14 protein-coding genes and 1 pseudogene are annotated in these 18,657 nt (G+C 54.0%); 7 read left to right on the forward strand and 8 right to left on the reverse strand.

Annotated features, from left to right (window positions below):
- The first annotated feature begins 62 nt into the window (after positions 1-62).
- From ACTHYN_RS01770 to ACTHYN_RS01795, 6 genes are all read left to right on the forward strand, one after another.
- Complete coding sequence (locus ACTHYN_RS01770; protein WP_441810779.1) at positions 63-1,772, forward strand: LysM peptidoglycan-binding domain-containing protein; 1,710 nt, start codon at positions 63-65, stop codon at positions 1,770-1,772.
- Positions 1,773-1,796: 24 nt separating this feature from the next.
- Positions 1,797-3,644 carry an extracellular solute-binding protein gene (locus ACTHYN_RS01775; protein ID WP_441810780.1) on the forward strand — a complete coding sequence of 616 codons (1,848 nt, stop codon included), beginning with the start codon at positions 1,797-1,799 and terminating at the stop codon, positions 3,642-3,644.
- Positions 3,645-3,659: 15 nt separating this feature from the next.
- The gene (locus ACTHYN_RS01780) at positions 3,660-4,745 is read left to right on the forward strand and encodes a microcin C ABC transporter permease YejB (RefSeq protein ID WP_441810781.1); all 1,086 of its coding nucleotides are present in this window, start codon (positions 3,660-3,662) and stop codon (positions 4,743-4,745) included.
- Position 4,746: 1 nt separating this feature from the next.
- Complete coding sequence (locus ACTHYN_RS01785; RefSeq protein ID WP_441810782.1) at positions 4,747-5,772, forward strand: ABC transporter permease; 1,026 nt, start codon at positions 4,747-4,749, stop codon at positions 5,770-5,772.
- A gap of 10 nt (positions 5,773-5,782) precedes the next feature.
- Positions 5,783-7,405: an ABC transporter ATP-binding protein gene (locus tag ACTHYN_RS01790; protein ID WP_441810783.1), complete on the forward strand. Its 1,623-nt coding sequence runs from the start codon at positions 5,783-5,785 to the stop codon at positions 7,403-7,405.
- A gap of 65 nt (positions 7,406-7,470) precedes the next feature.
- On the forward strand, positions 7,471-8,256 hold the full coding sequence (locus tag ACTHYN_RS01795; RefSeq protein WP_441810784.1) for an enoyl-ACP reductase FabI: 786 nt from the start codon (positions 7,471-7,473) through the stop codon (positions 8,254-8,256).
- A 56-nt stretch (positions 8,257-8,312) separates the two neighbouring features.
- Here ACTHYN_RS01795 and ACTHYN_RS01800 read toward each other — a convergent pair whose 3' ends face one another.
- The 3 genes from ACTHYN_RS01800 to ACTHYN_RS01810 are packed head-to-tail and all read right to left on the reverse strand — an operon-like array spanning position 8,313 to position 10,581.
- Complete coding sequence (locus ACTHYN_RS01800) at positions 8,313-8,726, reverse strand: PilZ domain-containing protein (protein WP_441810785.1); 414 nt, start codon at positions 8,724-8,726, stop codon at positions 8,313-8,315.
- A gap of 31 nt (positions 8,727-8,757) precedes the next feature.
- On the reverse strand, positions 8,758-10,230 hold the full coding sequence (locus ACTHYN_RS01805) for a DUF1631 family protein (protein ID WP_441810786.1): 1,473 nt from the start codon (positions 10,228-10,230) through the stop codon (positions 8,758-8,760).
- 3 nt (positions 10,231-10,233) lie between these two features.
- A complete protein-coding gene (locus tag ACTHYN_RS01810) occupies positions 10,234-10,581 on the reverse strand; it encodes a hypothetical protein (protein ID WP_441810787.1) in 348 nt (115 codons plus the stop codon).
- 174 nt (positions 10,582-10,755) lie between these two features.
- Between ACTHYN_RS01810 and ACTHYN_RS01815 the strand changes: the two genes are divergently transcribed.
- Positions 10,756-11,832, forward strand: a complete 1,077-nt coding sequence (locus ACTHYN_RS01815) for a 3-deoxy-7-phosphoheptulonate synthase (protein ID WP_441810788.1) — start codon at positions 10,756-10,758, stop codon at positions 11,830-11,832.
- Between the two features lie 21 nt (positions 11,833-11,853).
- On the opposite strand, the pseudogene cobA reads toward ACTHYN_RS01815, so the two are convergent.
- The 5 genes and pseudogenes from cobA to ACTHYN_RS01840 form a co-directional block, all read right to left on the reverse strand.
- Positions 11,854-12,693, reverse strand: a pseudogene (gene cobA / locus ACTHYN_RS01820) (uroporphyrinogen-III C-methyltransferase); the annotation flags it as partial.
- A gap of 14 nt (positions 12,694-12,707) precedes the next feature.
- A complete protein-coding gene (gene serS / locus ACTHYN_RS01825) occupies positions 12,708-13,982 on the reverse strand; it encodes a serine--tRNA ligase (RefSeq protein WP_441810789.1) in 1,275 nt (424 codons plus the stop codon).
- 101 nt (positions 13,983-14,083) lie between these two features.
- Entirely contained in the window at positions 14,084-15,421 is a 1,338-nt protein-coding gene (locus tag ACTHYN_RS01830; protein ID WP_441810790.1) for a replication-associated recombination protein A, read from the reverse strand.
- Positions 15,422-15,423: 2 nt separating this feature from the next.
- Complete coding sequence (gene lolA, locus ACTHYN_RS01835) at positions 15,424-16,038, reverse strand: outer membrane lipoprotein chaperone LolA (protein WP_441810837.1); 615 nt, start codon at positions 16,036-16,038, stop codon at positions 15,424-15,426.
- Positions 16,039-16,083: 45 nt separating this feature from the next.
- A complete protein-coding gene (locus ACTHYN_RS01840) occupies positions 16,084-18,651 on the reverse strand; it encodes a DNA translocase FtsK (protein ID WP_441810791.1) in 2,568 nt (855 codons plus the stop codon).
- Positions 18,652-18,657 lie beyond the last annotated feature (6 nt).

Consider the following 18,657-nt stretch of genomic DNA (forward strand, 5'->3'; position numbering starts at 1 on the left):
ACTACTAAATATGCCGGATTTTTAGACACAAACCCGGCAACAAACAGACCCGGAAATCACCTATGTTGGTCAAACGATTGCCCCTGCTGTTATTTTTTGGCGCCTTGGTGGGCGGCTGCAGTTCTCTTTATTTAGCCGCAGAAACCACCTCTGAAAGCCCGCTTGATTCAGACGAAGTGACCCTCGCAACCGGCGACGAAGGACTGAAAAAGTCTGTGGCAACCGGCGAAGACAGTGATGCTGTGCGCAACGAGCCGCTTGATGATGCCATAGCACCGGAACTGAAAGCCGCAGCGCGGGAAGCCAGAGAAAAACTCGACAACCCCGAAAAAAAGCGGGCGGATGACACCTCCGAACAAACAGACATGTGGGATCGACTAAGGGCCGGTTTCGCGCTGGATCATGAGGTAGACAACAAGCGCGTCAGAGACCAGCTGGAATGGTATGCAAGCCACCCGGGTTATATAAACCGGGTGGTCGAGCGCGGTAGCCGGTATTTGCACTACATAGTTAACGAAACAGAGAAGCGCGACCTGCCAGCCGAGTTTGCACTGCTGCCAATTGTCGAGAGCGCCTTCGATCCCTTCGCCTACTCCCATGGCCGCGCAGCTGGGCTGTGGCAGTTCATACCCTCCACTGGTAAATATTTTGGCCTTACGCAAAGCTGGTGGCACGATGATCGCCGCGATCTGGTTGCGGCGACTGACGCTGCCCTTACCTATCTGGACCGATTAACCAATCGATTTGATGGCGACTACACGCTTGCTCTGGCGGCTTACAACAGTGGCGGCGGCACAGTTTCAATCGCTATGCGCCGCAACCGGAAAAGCAATAAACCACAGGATTTCTGGTCACTGCAGCTGCCACGGGAAACACGTCATTACGTACCCAAGCTGATCGCTTTGGCAAAAATATTTGATGATCCACAAGCCTACGGCATTGAGCTTCCTTCCTTGAAGAACGAACCATATTTTGACGTGGTCGACACAGGCGGGCAGCTGGACCTGGCTCAGGCTGCGGAGCTTGCAGGCGTTGATATAGACGAAATATACCTGCTCAACCCTTCCTATATTCGCTGGGCAACGTCTCCGGAAGGCCCCCACCGTTTACTGGTTCCCCACCAGAATGCCGAGCCGTTCCGTGCTGCCCTGGCAGAGATTCCCGAAGGTAAGCGGGTTTCCTGGCAAAACTATATGGTTAAGTCAGGCGACAGCTTGAACACCATTTCCCGAAAATTTTCCACTACGCCGGCGGTGCTGCAACAGGTGAATAATCTGAACAGCGATCTGATTCGCATTGGTCAGCGCCTGATGATCCCCTCGGCCTCGAAAAGTTCCGAAGCTTATGTGCTTAGCGCATCGAAGCGACTTGAGCGTAAACAAGCCAAAAAACGGGACGGCAACAAACTGAGATATACCGTACGTCGTGGCGATACCTTCTGGGATATCGCCCGTGAGCATCGGGTTGGCGTGCGGCAAGTCGCCGCCTGGAATGGTATGGCCCCGGGTGATCCGCTGATCCCTGGCAAAAAACTCGTGATCTGGTCAAAAACCGCGCAACCTACACTTGCATCTGCAGACAGCACTCGTGGTAAGGCTATGGTTCGCAAGGTGGGGTATCGCGTTCGCAAAGGGGATTCCCTGGCACGTATTGCCAGTCGTTTTTCCGTGAATGTGCGAGACATCGCGAGCTGGAACGATCTGAACACTGCACGTTATCTGCAACCTGGGCAAAGTCTGGTACTCTATGTTGATATACGGAACAGCCCCTAAAAATCATTGGCTTACGAGAGACCCATGACAACAACACGAACAGTCTCAGGTTTTACATCGGTTTTGTCATTGCTGGCCGTTCTGGCCAGCCCCAATATTGCGTTAGCCGCCAATACAACAGCCCACACTCAAGACTCGGCAGATGGCGCACAGGCAGTTCACGGGTTGGCCATGCATGGAGAGCCCAAATACGCCCAGGGGTTCAAGCATTTCGACTATATCAATCCGGAGGCACCCAAAGGCGGTACTCTGAGCATGGCGGTTGTCGCCAATGGCTTTGATTCGTTTAACCCGTTCGACATTCGCGGCGTGGCTGCAGCAGGCATTAGCAACTACGTTTACGACACCCTTCTAGAATACTCGGCAGATGAGCCCTTTTCCATGTACGGGCTGATTGCTGAATCCGTGGAAACACCAGAAGACCGCAGCTACGTGATTTTCAATTTAAGGCCATCGGCCCGTTTTCAGGATGGCGAACCCATCACTGCTGAAGACGTGAAGTTTTCCTTCGAGATTCTCACCACCAAGGGTCACCCGTTTTATCGCAATTATTATGCGGAGGTGAGCAAGGTAACAGTGGTAAACGATCTGCGTATTCGCCTCGATTTTCAGCAAACCAGCAACCGTGAACTCCCCCTGATCCTGGGACAAATACCCATTTTGCCCGCCCACTACTGGGAAGACCGGGAGTTTGGCAAGAACGGGCTTACACCTCCCGTGGGGAGTGGAGCCTACCGCATAGGTGACTTCGAAGCCGGTCGCTCTATTGTGTACGAACGGCTGGATGATTATTGGGCCAGGGACATCGCCGTTCGCAAAGGCAGGTTCAACTTCGACCATATTCGCTACGACTACTACACCGACGACACGGTTGCGCTGGAGGCATTCAAAGCGGGCAGCTTTGATTTCAGGCTGGAAACCTCTGCGAAAAATTGGGCCACGGCCTACTCAGGCGACAAATTTGATGATGGCACTATTATTACGGAGGCCATCGAACACCATCGCCCTACAGGTATGCAGGGGTTCGTATTCAACACCCGAAAAGACGTATTCAAAGACCCGATAGTGCGGGAGGCCCTCACCTACGGCTTTGATTTCGAGTGGACCAACAAAAATCTGTTTTATGGCCAATATGCCCGCACCAACAGCTACTTCGAGAACAGTGAGTTGGCATCAACCGGGCTGCCTTCCGGTCGCGAACTGGAGATTCTTGAGCAGTATCGCGGGCAGGTAAGCGAAGATGTTTTCACCACCCCCTTCAAGGCGCCCACCACAGATGGCAAGCGCGGTCTCCGTCAAAACCTGCGAACAGCTATGGAGCTGTTGCGCTCAGCCGGCTACGAGGTTCGCGACGGCAAAATGGTTAAAGCCGAAACAGGCAAGCCTTTGACGTTCGAAATCCTGCTGTTCCAGAAGACCTTTGAGCGCGTGGTTCTGCCCTTTAAAAACAACCTGGCCAAGCTTGGCATTGATGTTTCCGTGCGCCTGGTAGACAGCAACCAGTACGTTCAGCGGGTACGCGAATTCGATTACGACATGATCACCCAGAGCATCGGCCAATCCGACTCCCCCGGCAACGAACAGCGGGAATACTGGGATTCCTCGACTGTCGACGCGAATGGCTCCCGTAATTACGCCGGCGTGAACGACCCGGTGATAGACCAGTTGGTTAGCCTGGTGATACAAGCCCCGGATCGGGAAGAACTGGTTCAGCGTACCCGCGCCCTCGACAGGGTTTTGCTTAACGGGTATTACGTGGTTCCCCATTGGCACCTGGCGAAAGATCGCGTTGCCTACTGGAACCACCTCAAACACCCGAAAACAACGCCCAAAAACGGTACCGACCTCGATAACTGGTGGGCTGAGCCCTGAGGAAGCTGCCGCTAAATGGGCATTTATATTCTCCGGCGCCTGGCGCTGATCATACCGACCCTGATTGGCATTTTGCTGCTCAACTTTGTGATCGTGCAGGCAGCACCTGGCGGTCCGGTTGAGCAACTGATTGCTGAGATGGAGGGCCATGGCGGTAGTGCGTTGTCACGTGCCACGGGCGGAGGTGCAGGCGAAGAAGTCTCCAGTGCGTCTGGTGATCAGCGTAGCTCCCGCGGTATTCCAGACGAACTACTGAAAGAAATCGAAGTGATGTACGGCTTCGATAAGCCGGCCCATGAGCGTTTTTTCAAAATGCTCAAAGACTACGCCACCTTTAACTTTGGCGACTCTTTCTTTCGCGACAGAAGCGTCACTGAACTGATTCTCGACAAAATGCCTGTATCAATCTCCCTGGGCCTTTGGTCTACGCTGGTTATTTATTTTATATCCATACCCCTGGGAATCCGAAAAGCGGTGTCAGACGGCTCCCGTTTCGATGTTTGGAGCAGTTCAGCCATAGTAATCGGTTATGCCATTCCCGGTTTCCTGTTCGCCATTTTGCTGATCGTTCTGTTTGCCGGCGGCAGCTACTTCGACTGGTTTCCCCTTCGGGGGCTTACATCTTCCGATTTTGATCAACTTAACTGGTATCAAAAAGCCGGGGATTATTTCTGGCATCTTGCGTTGCCGGTCACCGCCAACGTAATTGGTGGTTTTGCCACCCTCACCCTGCTTACCAAAAACTCGTTCCTGGATGAAATCGGCAAGCAGTACGTGGTCACAGCCAGGGCAAAGGGTTTGAACGAGAACCAGGTTTTATATGGTCATGTTTTCCGTAATGCCATGCTGATTGTGATTGCCAGCCTGCCCGGCGTGCTGGTTTCCCTGTTTTTTACGGGATCGCTGTTGATTGAGGTAATTTTCTCACTTGATGGCCTTGGCTTACTGGGCTTTGAAGCCGCCCTGAACCGGGATTATCCGGTTATTTTCGGCACGCTTTTCATCTTCACTCTGATGGGGCTGGCGCTTAAGCTGATCAGCGACATTACCTATGTGCTGGTAGACCCGCGCATAGACTTTGAAAGCCGGGAGGGTGCGTAACGTGAAAACGCTGACTCCCATTCAAAAGCGCCGGCTACGAAACTTTCGCAATAACCGTCGTGGTTTTTGGTCCTTGTGGCTGTTCCTGGCCATTTTTGGGCTAACTCTGGCTGCCGAATTAATCTCCAATGACAAGCCACTTGTCATATCCTATCAAGACACCCTGTATTTTCCGGTGGTAGAGAATGTGTCCGAGGAAACCTTCGGCGGGTTTTTGCCGACGGATGCGGATTACCGGGACCCGTTCATCGCCGATGAAATCCGGGCAAATGGCTGGATGATCTGGCCCCCCATCCGTTTCAGCTACGACACCATTAATTACGACCTTGATGTGCCCTCGCCTGCGCCCCCCAGCGCTGAAAATTGGCTGGGCACGGATGATCAGGGTCGTGATGTGGCGGCGCGAGTGATCTATGGCTTTCGTATATCTGTGTTGTTCGGGCTCACGCTGACAATTGCCAGCTGTATTGTAGGAGTGATTGTTGGCGCCATACAGGGCTTCTACGGAGGCAAAATTGACCTGATTGGCCAGCGTTTTATTGAAATCTGGTCTGGCCTACCGGTTTTGTACCTTTTGATAATTCTCTCTGGCATTGTCCAGCCAAACTTCTGGTGGCTTTTGGGTATCATGTTGCTGTTTAGCTGGATGGGGCTGGTGGATGTGGTTCGCGCAGAGTTCTTGCGGGCCCGTAACTTTGAGTACGTGAAAGCAGCCCGTGCACTGGGGCTGGACAACCGGAAGATAATGTTCCGGCATATTCTGCCCAACGCCATGGTCGCCACATTGACATTTTTGCCGTTTATTCTCACCGGCGCAATTACCGCGCTCACTTCCCTGGACTTCCTCGGCTTCGGCCTGCCGTCGGGATCGCCCTCTCTCGGAGAACTGATCGCCCAGGGCAAGGCTAACCTGCACGCACCCTGGCTGGGCATATCTGCCTTTGTTTCCCTGTCACTCATGCTAACCTTGCTGGTTTTTGTCGGCGAAGCCGTGCGCGATGCCTTTGACCCACGCAAGAACGGATAAGACGGCTGATATGAGCGAGCTATTAAAAATCACCAATCTCTCAATCTGTTTTAATCAAAGCCAGAACGCCGTGGATTCCCTGTCACTGGATTTAAAACAGGGTGAAACCCTGGCGCTGGTTGGCGAGAGTGGTTCCGGTAAGTCTGTAACAGCGCTGTCCGTTTTGCGCCTGCTGGACGAGCGGCACGCCAGCTATCCCAGTGGCGAGATACGGTATCGCGGTGAGGACTTGCTTCAGGCGCCAAAGAAGCGGTTGCGGCAAGTCCGCGGGCGGGAGATCAGCATGATCTTCCAGGAACCCATGACATCTCTGAACCCGCTCCATAGTGTGGAGAAGCAAATCGGTGAAACCCTGGAGCGCCATAAAGGTATGCGCGGCCCTCAGGTCAGAAAACGCTGTCTTGAACTGTTGCAACTGGTAGGCATCGAGAACCCGGAAAGCCGCCTTGGTACCTATCCGCACCAGCTTTCCGGTGGCCAGAAGCAGCGGGTAATGATTGCCATGGCTTTGGCCAACGAGCCGGCCTTGCTGATTGCTGACGAACCCACTACAGCGCTGGATGTAACCGTGCAAAAACAGGTATTGGAGCTCCTGAAGAGTTTGCAGCAGAAGCTCGGCATGGCTATTTTGCTTATTACTCACGATCTTACTATCGTGCGCCGCTATGCCGACCGGGTTGCGGTAATGGAGCGTGGCAAGCTGGTGGAAGAGCAACAAACCCCGGCCCTTTTTACCTCTCCAGCTCACCCTTACACCCGTAAACTGCTGGATGCGGCCCCCCCTGAAGCGCCCCGGTTAGAATCAGAAGTCAAAGACAACAAACCACTGCTGCGTGTAAGTAACCTGGATGTACGATTTACCACCCGCAAAGGTCTGTTTGGCAAAGTAAAAGCGTATTTTCATGCGGTTAAACGTGTCAATTTCAGCCTCAATCGTGGCCAGACCCTTGGCATTGTGGGTGAAAGCGGCAGTGGTAAAACCACCATAGGCCACGCCCTTCTTAAACTGACTGCCAGTACCGGCAGTATAGAGCTCGACGGGCAAGAATTGGCGGGGCTGGATCAAAATGCGTTCAGGCCCTGGCGACGTCGGGTTCAGATAGTGTTTCAAGATCCGTTCGGTAGCTTGAGCCCGCGTATGTCGGTGGCCGAAATTGTTCGCGAAGGACTGGAAATCCACGATGCTGACAATCATGAACAGCACGAACAAAAGGTAATTACAGCCCTGGTCGATGTGGGCCTGAATCCGGAGGCAAGGCATCGCTACCCCCATGAGTTTTCTGGCGGGCAGCGCCAACGTATAGCCATTGCCCGAGCCCTGGTTCTTCAGCCAGACCTTATCATTCTGGATGAGCCAACATCGGCACTGGATCGCACAGTCCAGAAACAGGTTATCGAACTACTGCGGGATATTCAGGCACGCTATGGTCTAAGCTATATCTTTATCAGCCATGATCTGGCCGTTGTCCGGTCACTCAGCCATCAGTTACTGGTACTGCAACAGGGTAATATCGTGGAGTACGGCGATGCCGGTGAAATTTTCAGGGCACCCGCTGAGCAGTACACACAAGAATTGCTTCACGCGGCTTTTTTCTACCACCAGAAAGATGCCACCATCACTACGACCATTTGAGCGTTACGCCGGCCGGGATAGATCGGGGATAATGCACAAAACCAGGAACACAGGGAGAATCACCCATGGGATTATTAAGTGGCAAAAAAGCGCTGATTGTTGGCGTAGCCAGTAAACTGTCTATTGCATACGGGATTGCTGACGCCTTTGCCCGCGAGGGCGCGGAACTGGCACTTACCTACCAGAATGAAAAGCTCCAGCCCAGAGTGGAAAAGTTTGCGGCACAATGGGGTAGCGAACTGACCTTCCCTTGCGACGTTGCCAGTGATGAGGAAATCGATAACGTCTTTACAGAGCTGGGCAAGCACTGGGACAACATCGACATCATCGTCCATGCGGTTGGCTTTGCGCCAGGCCATGAACTGGACGGCAACTATGTGGATGCGACAACCCGCGATGGCTTTCGCATTGCCCACGACATAAGCTCATACAGCTTTGTTGCCCTGGCCAAGGGTGCACGCTCCATGATGCACGAAGGTAGCTCCTTACTGACCCTGACCTATCTGGGGGCCGAGAAGGTGCTTCAGAACTACAACGTAATGGGGCTGGCCAAGGCATCCCTGGAATCCAACGTGCGCTACATGGCCGCCAGTCTTGGCCGTGACGGTATCCGGGTGAATGGTATTTCAGCAGGGCCAATCAGGACTCTGGCAGCATCCGGCATCAAGAGTTTTCGTAAAATGCTCGCTGAAAACGCAAGGCGCGCGCCTTTGCGCCGGAATGTAACCACCGACGAAGTGGGTAACGCGGCCGCGTTCCTGTCGTCTGATATGGCCAGCGGCATTACTGGTGAAATCATGTACGTCGACGCCGGGTTCAACATTACCGGAATGGGAGAGCTGGAAGAGTAAAACAGATTTGTTTCCACAGTGATGCAAAAAGCCAGCTAACCGCTGGCTTTTTGCTACTAGGAAGATTTCATTGCGTTTGCAACGGCATCTGTCCACTCCACATAGGCGGTTTGATCCGATTCAACTATTCTGACACCCACAAGATAACACTGTCCCTCTTTGCGGCACCAGACCACCTCTACGGTAAGAACGAAGCGTTTTTCATGGCTCCCCAGTGATACAGATGCAGCAAACAATGCGCCGGCCGGGAGGGGCTCCCTGGACACCAGGCACAGCCCGCTGGCAGAGATGTCACGGATCCCGCATGCTATCTCCCGGCTCGGTGTACCCGGCATCCCATCGGCTTCCGGATACCCGGCCTCCAGCTCTAGCGAAATCTCTGCGCGGGCCGTTAACCGGTACTGCATGCGGTTGTCCAACCCACTCGGGGGCTCTTCCCGGGTTCCAAACGTGTAGTCCGTGTCTTTCATTGTCGTTCCTGGCTTCATGTTTTCCGTTCCATCAATTTCGCCCTACACGAATACGACCAACCACGCGGCTTAGCGTGTCATCAAACTCTGCAGCGCCACCCAGGATACGAATGCGCTCTTCAACAAGGCCGAGCACCAGCTCCTCCTCCAGGTATTCCTTGCGGTTAAGCCCCAGACGATCAACAAATATCAGTTTCCGGGAGGCATTGGTGCGAACCGCCAGTTTGAGTCTGGTATCCTCGGTCTCTGGCTGCTGTGATTTCACCACAATCCAGCCACCCAGGCTTATTTCGTCTACCTGCCCCTGGGCCAGCCTGATTTTTTCGTTATATAACCGTTCCTGCTCAGCTTTTTCATCAGCCAATCGTTGGCTTTCCAGTTCCTGGCGCTGGCGCTCCAGCTCTGCTTTCCGCGCAGCCTCCTGTTTTCGCCTGAGGTGTTCTGCCGCCTCTTTTTCCTTTCGTAGAGCTTCTGCACGGGCCTTTGCCTCTGCAGCCGCTTTCTCACGCTGTTTACGCTGTTTTTCCCACGCTGCTGCGAGCACACTTGCGGTTTCTTCAAGCACCTCACCAAACAGCTTCAGGGCCGGCAGAGGGCGGATAGTGCCAGCTGTTTGCGCCTGACAGAATTCCGGCCAGGGCTGCAGGCCGAGTTTCACCCCGGCGCCATTTGTCCACAGAATCTCGTTGGTGTCTTCAAGCAGAGCAAAAAAGTAACGCCGCTGCTCGTCTGCGCCTTCACCTTTAACAAACCACCGACCTTCGCATGGTTGAAAATCGACCGCTGGTATTGTTTCAAAACCAAGCCAGACAGAACTCCATGGGTAGCTCTCGGTTTTTGAGAATGCATCAACCAGCTCGGGGGTATCGCCACGCAGTCGCGACATCAGAACAGTGCCGATACCGGCGAGTGCATTAGGTGTCAGCGGATAATCAAACACCCGGTTCCATACATCGGTTAGCCGATCGCCTAGCTGCTCACCAACGTGATACAACCGGTCCCTGTCCTTGTCAGAAAGCGATGGATCGCTCACCCACACCAGCCATTCAAGCAGTTTACTGCCATGTCTGCAGGTTTCACCGTTAATACCGGCGTCCCATACGGCTTGTTTTAACAGCCCCTGCCAATGATCAAAAATAAAATAAAGTATAGGCTGTGGCAGCTTTCTTCCCTGCAGAGCACGGCCGATAAGCGCCCGCGACGTTTGATCTGCTCGCCGTTGGCGGGCTGCGCCTTGCTCGGTTGCCAGCAAACGCTCGCGCAACATACCTGTCTGGGCATTGCGCCTTGCAGAATCGTCCTGCCACTGCTCGCAAAAGGTGTCAACCGCCTCTGTCGTGCCAGATTCAAAAGCTGCAGAAACAGCCCCCACAAGCGCATCCAACTGATCGAGCAACACTTTGGACGAGCGACCACCAGAGTTGCTCCAGCCCCGCCACTCCTTAAAACTGTCCAACCACTCAAGTAACAGGTTGCCGAAGGCATAATGACCCTCAAGGTTCATTCGCTAGGCAAGGTAGAATCGCAACCTCGCGATACGACACACAAGCGCAGTGTGCAGCCCACTGGTTTTAAGGAATACATCCATAATACGATCGGCCACGTAGGCCGCATTGATCTGACGTACCGACCAATCCAGGTGCACCGAGCGAAGCACGTGAGTCACTCGTTCATCCCGCTGCTCTGTCCAGCAGGAAAAGAGTAGCGGCTGCCAGTCGCTGATCGATTCCGGCGCCAGTTTTCCGGCCGGGTAAGGGAGATCGGGAACACGAATACCCTCGAGCACATCGTCGATGCTCTCGGCAACCGCCTTTCGCGAGGCCAGCTGGCGCGATTTCGGCCTGTTATGTGACATCCATTCCCCGTGCTCAAGAAGCGTTGAAAAGGCCCAGTAAATAAAGCAGTATAACGAACTCGCCGGGGTTGACCACAACCGGGTCCGGCGCTAATCATGTTAATTTTCGGCCTTGCTGTCATATTTAACAAAACAGCCGGGCGGCAATGATGAAAATCGGGGAAGCAGCAGAACATGTCCGGCAACAAACTTGAGAATCTGAACGTAGCGAGCCAGGAAGCACTGATTACCCCTGAATCGCTCAAAAAAGATATGCCACTCGAAGGCAACGCAGCCAAAACCGTTGCTGATGGCCGCCAAGCCATTTATGACATTATTGACGGCAAAGATCATCGGTTGTTTCTGGTGGTAGGCCCCTGCTCTATCCACGACCCGGATGCAGCCCGGGAATACGCAGTTCGGCTTAAAAAATTGTCCGATGAAGTCAACGACACCCTGCTTATAGTAATGCGTGTGTATTTTGAAAAACCACGCACAACGGTTGGCTGGAAGGGCCTGATCAACGACCCTCACCTTAACGACACATTTGATATCGAGCGCGGCCTGCAGTTAGGGCGCCGCCTTCTGCTCGACATCAACGAACTGGGGCTGCCGGTAGCAACGGAAGCGCTGGACCCAATCTCGCCGCAGTACCTGCAGGATACAATCGCCTGGTCGGCCATTGGAGCCCGCACCACCGAATCCCAGACCCACCGCGAGATGAGTAGTGGCCTGTCAATGGCCATTGGGTTCAAAAATGGAACTGACGGCAGCCTGGGTGTTGCGGTAAACGCCATGAAGTCTGTGTCCTACTCCCACAACTTCCTCGGGATTGACCAACAGGGCAAAGTGGCCATCATTCGCACCAAAGGTAATCAGTATGGGCATGTGGTTCTGCGGGGAGGCGGCGGTAAGCCCAACTATGATTCGGTCAGCGTAACACTTTGCGAACAAGCACTTGATAAAGCGGGACTACGCAAATCCATCATGGTGGACTGCAGCCACGCCAACTCCAGCAAAGACCCGGCCATTCAGCCACTGGTCATGCAGGACGTAAGTCATCAAATCCTCGAGGGTAATACGTCTATCCAGAGCCTGATGATTGAGAGCAACATTAACTGGGGCAACCAGCCTATTCCGGCAAACCTGGAAGATCTCAAGTACGGCGTGTCAGTAACAGATGCCTGTATCGATTGGGACACCACAGAAAAAGCTATCCGCGAGATGCGCGACAAGCTCAAGGATGTTCTGCCAGGCCGCACTGCAGACTGAATTGTCACTAGGCCAATGCTGTCAAGCCGACAGCGTTGGCAGGCCACCTACCCAATCAAGTCGATCTCGCAACGCAACCACGTGGCCAATAATAACCAGTGTGGGTGCTTGCACCTCTTCCTCGTTCACCCGCTGTACAATGGTGTTCAGATTACCTGTGACCACTTGTTGATCGCGCGTAGTACCTTTAGAAATCAAAGCCACGGGCATACCCGGATCCATGCCATGGCAAACCAGTTGCTCGCAGATAACCGGCAAGCCGACCAACCCCATATAAAACACCAGTGTCTGATTGTTCTGGACGAAGTCCTTCCAGGGCAAGTCGCAGGTGTTATTCTTCAGGTGGCCAGTGACAAACCTTACGGACTGTGCGTAATCACGATGCGTCAGCGGAATACCGGCATAAGCCGCACAGCCGGAAGCTGCGGTAATGCCCGGCACAACCTGAAACCGGATGCCAGCCGCAGCCAGAGTTTCAATTTCCTCACCGCCGCGGCCAAATATAAACGGATCTCCGCCTTTTAGTCGAACTACCCTATACCCTTCTTTTGCGAGATCCACCAGCCGTTGATTAATCTGATCTTGTGGCAACGCATGATTGGCACGTTCTTTACCCACGTGCACCCTTTCAGCCGCGCGTGGAATCAGTGCAAGAATATCTGGTGACACCAGCCGGTCGTAAAGCACAACCTCTGCCGAAGTGATAAGCCGCCATGCTTTCAACGTCAGCAGCTCAGGATCACCCGGGCCAGCGCCCACAAGCGCTACCTCTCCAGCGGAGCTGTTCGGGTTTGAGGTAACCGGATTTGTTCTATAGCGAACAGGCGCAGGCGTTGCACTAACACCTGTTCCTGCCTCCTGTTCAGGTTTGTCTGTCATTGAATACGCTCAACATCACCCATATAGGGTCTAAGCACCCTGGGAACAAGAATACTGCCGTCCGCCTGCTGGTAGTTTTCCATAACAGCCACCAAAGCACGGCCTACCGCCAGGCCCGAACCGTTCAGTGTGTGCACTGGCTCTGGCTTGCCTGTTTCCGGGTTGCGCCAGCGGGCAGACATACGGCGAGCCTGGAAATCACGGGTATTAGAACAGGATGAGATTTCACGGAACCTGTTTTGCCCGGGCAGCCAAACTTCAAAGTCGTAGGTTTTGGCAGCAGAAAAGCCCATGTCGCCGCCACACAGCGCAACCACGCGGTAAGGAAGTTCAAGCAACTGAAGCACTTTCTCTGCGTGGCCGGTTAATGCGTCCAGCGCGGCATCCGAATCTTCAGGGCGAACTACTTGTACCAATTCAACCTTGTCAAATTGGTGCTGGCGAATCATGCCGCGGGTGTCACGGCCGTATGAGCCGGCCTCACTGCGGAAGCAAGGTGTATGACACACCATCTTCAACGGCAGTTCAGCAGCATCCAGAATGGTGTCAGAAACCAGATTAGTCACCGGCACTTCCGCTGTCGGTATCAAATAAAGCGGATGCTCGCCCTGCATCTTGAACAGGTCTTCTTCAAACTTTGGCAGTTGGCCGGTGCCGTACAGTGCACCGGCATTTACCAGATAAGGCACATAGGTTTCCGAATAACCATGCTCATCAGTATGAAGATTCAACATGAATTGCGCCAGAGCCCGGTGAAGCCGCGCTACCTGGCCACGCATAACCGCGAACCGTGAATGAGCGAGCTGCGTCGCGGTTTCGAAGTCCAGACCGCCAAGAGCATCGCCCAGTTCCACGTGGTCCCTGGGCTCGAAATCAAATGTTTTCGGCGTACCCCAGGTACGCATTTCAACATTGTCATCCTCGCTGTCACCCGGGGTTACGCTTTCATCCGGCAGATTCGGAATGCCTGCAAGAAAGCCGGTGAGCTCTTCTTGCAAATTACGCAACTCTTCTTCGGCATCGGACTTGCGGGATTTCAGGCTTTCCACCTCGTCCAGTAACGGCTGAATATCTTCGCCGGCGGCTTTGGCTTTGCCGATGGACTTCGACTTTTTATTCTGCTCGCCCTGCAAGGTTTCCGTGTTTACCTGGAGCGCTCGGCGGCGTTCTTCAAGCTTCTCAAAGGCGGCAACGTCAAAAACGAAGTGTTTAACAGCCAGCCGTCGGGCGACCTCTTCAGTCTGGTTACGGACGAGTTTGGGATCGAGCATGCTTATCCTGGATTTTCCGGTTTGCGATGTATGTAAAGTGACTGACCATTATACCCGTGCCTGCGCTGCTGGCTACCGCCTGCGGGCAGCAGGTTAAAAGTCTAGGGATGGCGTTTTCTGGGGCTTTGTTGATTTAACGCATCGAGTCGCTGTCGCTTTTCGGCAAGCTTGATTTCCAGGCCACGATTAACCGGCTCGTAGTATCTGCGCTGGTGGATAGCATCTGGCAAATAGGATTCCCCAGCCGCAAAGGCGTCTTGCTCATGATGGGCATAACGATAGGAATCGCCATGGCCCATGCTCTTCAAGAGCTTTGTGGGTGCATTGCGCAAATGTACCGGCACCTCATAGTCAGGATCTTTGCGTATATCTGCCATACATTGATTGAAGGCCTTGTACACCGCGTCGCTTTTTGGCGCCAGTGCAAGATAGGTTACAGCCTGGGCCAGGGCCAGCTCCCCTTCCGGGCTCCCCAGTCGTTCCTGCGCAAACCAGGCGTCCATACTCAATTGCAGTGCGCGGGGGTCGGCGTTACCAATGTCTTCACTCGCAATACGCACCAAACGGCGAACCACGTACAGGGGGTCGCAGCCGCCATCAAGCATCCGGCACAGCCAGTAGAGCGAGCCGTCCGGGTCCGACCCTCTAACGGATTTATGCAACGCCGAGATCTGATCGTAAAAAACGTCTCCGCCTTTATCAAAGCGACGCAAACTGGTTTGCATTACCTGCTCGAGATGCTCGGGACTAACCCGGTTTATCCCGTTGCTGTCTGGCTCTGCCAGGTCGGCGGAAATTTCCAGAATATTCAGCGCGCGCCTGGCATCGCCGCCAGAAGCGGATGCCATAACATTCAGCACCTCGTCGGATACTGCAATTTGGTCGCCGAAACCCTCCTCTGAAATAAGGGCGCGATTAAGCATACGCAGTATGTCGGCTTCTTCGAGATTTTTAAGCACATAGACACGGGTGCGGGAAAGCAGAGCGCTGTTTAGTTCGAATGAGGGGTTTTCAGTGGTGGCGCCCACGAAAATGAAGGTGCCGTCTTCAATGTGCGGAAGAAATGCATCTTGCTGACTCTTGTTAAAGCGATGCACTTCATCCACAAACAACAACGTGTCCTGGCCGTGAGACTGTTTGCGGTTATGTGCCCTGTCGACAATCTCGCGAATATCCTTTACGCCACTAAGCACCGCCGAAACTGTCTCGAAACTCAGGTTGCCAACGCTCGCCAACAACCTTGCAAACGTGGTTTTACCAACGCCGGGGGGGCCCCAGAGAATCATCGAGTGCAGTTGCCCCTGCTCCACCGCCCTGCGAAGTGGTTTCCCCGGCCCTACAAGGTGCAACTGTCCCACGTAGTCATCCAGAGATTCCGGGCGCATGCGCGCCGCCAGAGGCCGGAACCCGACCTGCTCGGTGAACAGACTGCTTTGCATGGTTAGCCTGCGTCCCGGATGATGTCTACGCCCTCCGGGTACTCAAGTGTAAAGGCGCTATTGTCGACGGCCTCGTTCAGCTGGATATGGTCAAAGCTAAGCACGCTAAGCTGTGAAAGAGAGTCCTGCATGCGCATTTCCTGCAGCTCGTTTTTGAAAAAGGTCAGCCGCAGGGAGACAAACAGAGAATCTTCGCTTTTGGGTTCCAGTGTGAACTCTTTTGTGTCGTCACTGATCTGGCGACCTGACACCCGGTAGGTCTCCTCCAGGTTATCCACTTCACCGCTGAGCAACAGTGCAGGAGTGGTCTGAACGCGGTCATCCAGATTATGGGCAGTGACCTGCTCCAGATCCGGGTCGTACACTTCAACAGTAGTCCCGTCGCTTACAATAAACTGTGACATGGGCGCACGGGTCTCCCAATAGAACAACCCCGGCCTTTTGGCTTTCAAAGAGCCCCGGGTTTCCTGCACCTTGTTGCCGCTGTCGTTCACCACAATCTGGATAAAATCGGCTTGATAGGTCTCATAGCTTGTCAGCATAGCGGCCAATTCCGCCGCCGCTCCCTCGTCGTCGGCGGCCATCAATGAGCTGCTGAACAAAAGAGCGACAACCATAGCCAACACAGGCTTCAGGGAAAATTGTTGCATAAGATACGACTCCTAATCTCTCGGTGGGGGCGGCGCTAACACTTCACGACCACCGTTATGGCCCGCGGCACTCACAACGCCCGATGCTTCCATAGCCTCAACAATGTTGGCCGCGCGGTTGTAACCTATCTTGAATTTTCGCTGCACAGACGAAATCGATACCCGGCGGCCTTCTGTTACAAAAGCGACGGCTTCGTCAAACAGCGCATCACCTTCGCTATCGCCACCTTCAGTCAGCGTGGGAACGCCTGGCAGGTTCTCACCTTCTGCACCGTTAAGCACGCCTTCAACATAAACCGGCTCGCCTCTGGCCTTCCATGCACTGACTACCCGGTGAACCTCGTCATCATCCACAAACGCACCATGAACACGAACCGGGAGCCCGGAGCCAGGAGGCAAATACAGCATATCACCGTGACCAAGAAGCTGCTCTGCGCCGCCCTGATCCAGCACCGTACGTGAATCAATTTTGGACGACACCTGAAATGACATCCGGGTAGGAATATTGGCTTTGATCAGGCCAGTGATAACATCTACAGAAGGCCTTTGAGTCGCGAGAATCAGGTGAATTCCGGCTGCCCTTGCCTTCTGGGCTATGCGCGCAATTAACTCTTCTACCTTCTTGCCAACAATCATCATCATGTCAGCAAACTCGTCGATCACCACCACAATAAAAGGCAGGGTTTCCAATTCCGGGCGTTCCTGTTCATCATTCGCCACATACTCATCCGGCTTCCAAAGCGGATCGAGAAGAGGTTCGCCTGCTTCTGCGGCGTCTTTTATCTTGCGGTTGTAGCCCGCCAGGTTGCGGACGCCCAGGCTGGCCATCAGGCGGTATCTGCGTTCCATTTCAGCCACGCACCAGCGCAATGCATTTGCCGCATCTTTCATATCGGTCACAACCGGGGTCAGCAGATGCGGAATGCCATCATAAATGCTGAGCTCAAGCATTTTGGGGTCAACCATAATGAAGCGCACTTCATCTGGTCCCGCCTTCAGCAATGTACTCAACAGCATGGCGTTAACCCCCACCGACTTACCAGAACCGGTAGTACCTGCAACCAGCAAATGGGGCATCTTTGAAAGGTTGGCAACCATGGGGTTGCCACCTATGTCATTGCCCAGCGCCATGGTGAGCGCTGAGCTGGATTCCGTGAATACTTTCGAACCCAACACTTCACTGAGGCGAACGATTTCGCGTTTCTCGTTGGGAATTTCAATGCCCACCACCGACTTGCCGGGAATCACTTCCACCACCCGAACACTAAGCACGGCGAGGGAGCGAGCCAGGTCCTTGGCGAGGTTCGAAATTTTGCTGACCTTAACGCCGGCGGCGGGTTTGATTTCAAAGCGGGTGATAACGGGGCCCGGGTTTACCTCAACCACTTCAACGGATACACCGAAATCACCCAGCTTTTCCTCAAGCAGACGAGACATGTGCTCCAGAGATTCTTCCGAATACCCGCTCTCTTTATGCTCTTCTGGCGGATCCAGCAGCGAAATAGGCGGAATAGGACTTTCTATATCTTCTAACAGTGAAGGCTGTCTGTTTTTGGCATTAGTTGCCGCAGGCGTTTGGTCTTCTTTTTTGAAAGGCGAAATTTTCAGCGACCGCGCAACCGCCGAGGCGGGCTTGGGCTTTTCCTTGGCAGGCGGTTTTTTAGAACCTTTTGCGTCGGTTTCCTCCTCTCGGGAGCTGAAGCTTTCCAGCCTTGCGGGCTCCGAATCTGCACCGGCAGAAAGACCTTCAATACCAGGCTCCAGCCGTTCAGTCTCCGGTTTGCGTGGCCTGGCCACTTTGCGCGGGCCAGCTCCGGGTATCTTGTGCCACCAACGGCTCGTGGGCTCTGCCAGTCCGGCCGCTGCCGGCTTGGTTTTTGCTGGCTGTGTGTCTTCAGCTGAAGCAAAGCCGGAGTCGGTGGAGGGTGTTGTTTTGCTCTGCGTTGCCAGCCGCTTTAATGCCTGCCCCATGCGAAGCGTAAGCCCTCCCAGCTGATCCATCAGCCAGAACCAGGACAAACCAACAGTCACCGTCAGGGCAAAAAGAAAGATGGCGATAAGAAGCAGAGTGGTGGCCGGCAGGTTAAAAAAGCGCACCATAGCATCGGCAACCGCGGCTCCCAAAACCCCGCCCGATGAGACTCCTAACCCAAAAACGGAATACAGTGACAACAGACTTGTGGCGGACAGAAGAATCAGTAAAAAACCGCCAAATCGCATCAGAAAAAGCGGCCAATGCAAGTCCAGAGAGTCATTTCGTAGACGAATCAACATGATGGCATAGCCCGCGACCATCAGCGGAAACAGATAGGCAACGTGGCCAAAAAAGTCCATCAGCAAACTGGCAAGCCAGGCACCAGATCGGCCCGCCGAGTTAAGCACACTGGTGTCATGCCCAATGCTGGCCCAGCCTGGGTCTGCGGGATTAAATGTCACAAGCGCCATGGCCAAATAGATACAAAGGGCAATAAGCCCGATCACGGCGCCTTCACGGGCACCCTGCGCAGCAAGGCGGTGAAAGCGCAGTTGCTTATTGGTCAGTTCCTGTGATGGTTTCTTCGCTTTTGCAGATTCGGCCATGAATGC

Source organism: Marinobacter sp. (assembly GCF_052091845.1).
Classification (GTDB): domain Bacteria; phylum Pseudomonadota; class Gammaproteobacteria; order Pseudomonadales; family Oleiphilaceae; genus Marinobacter.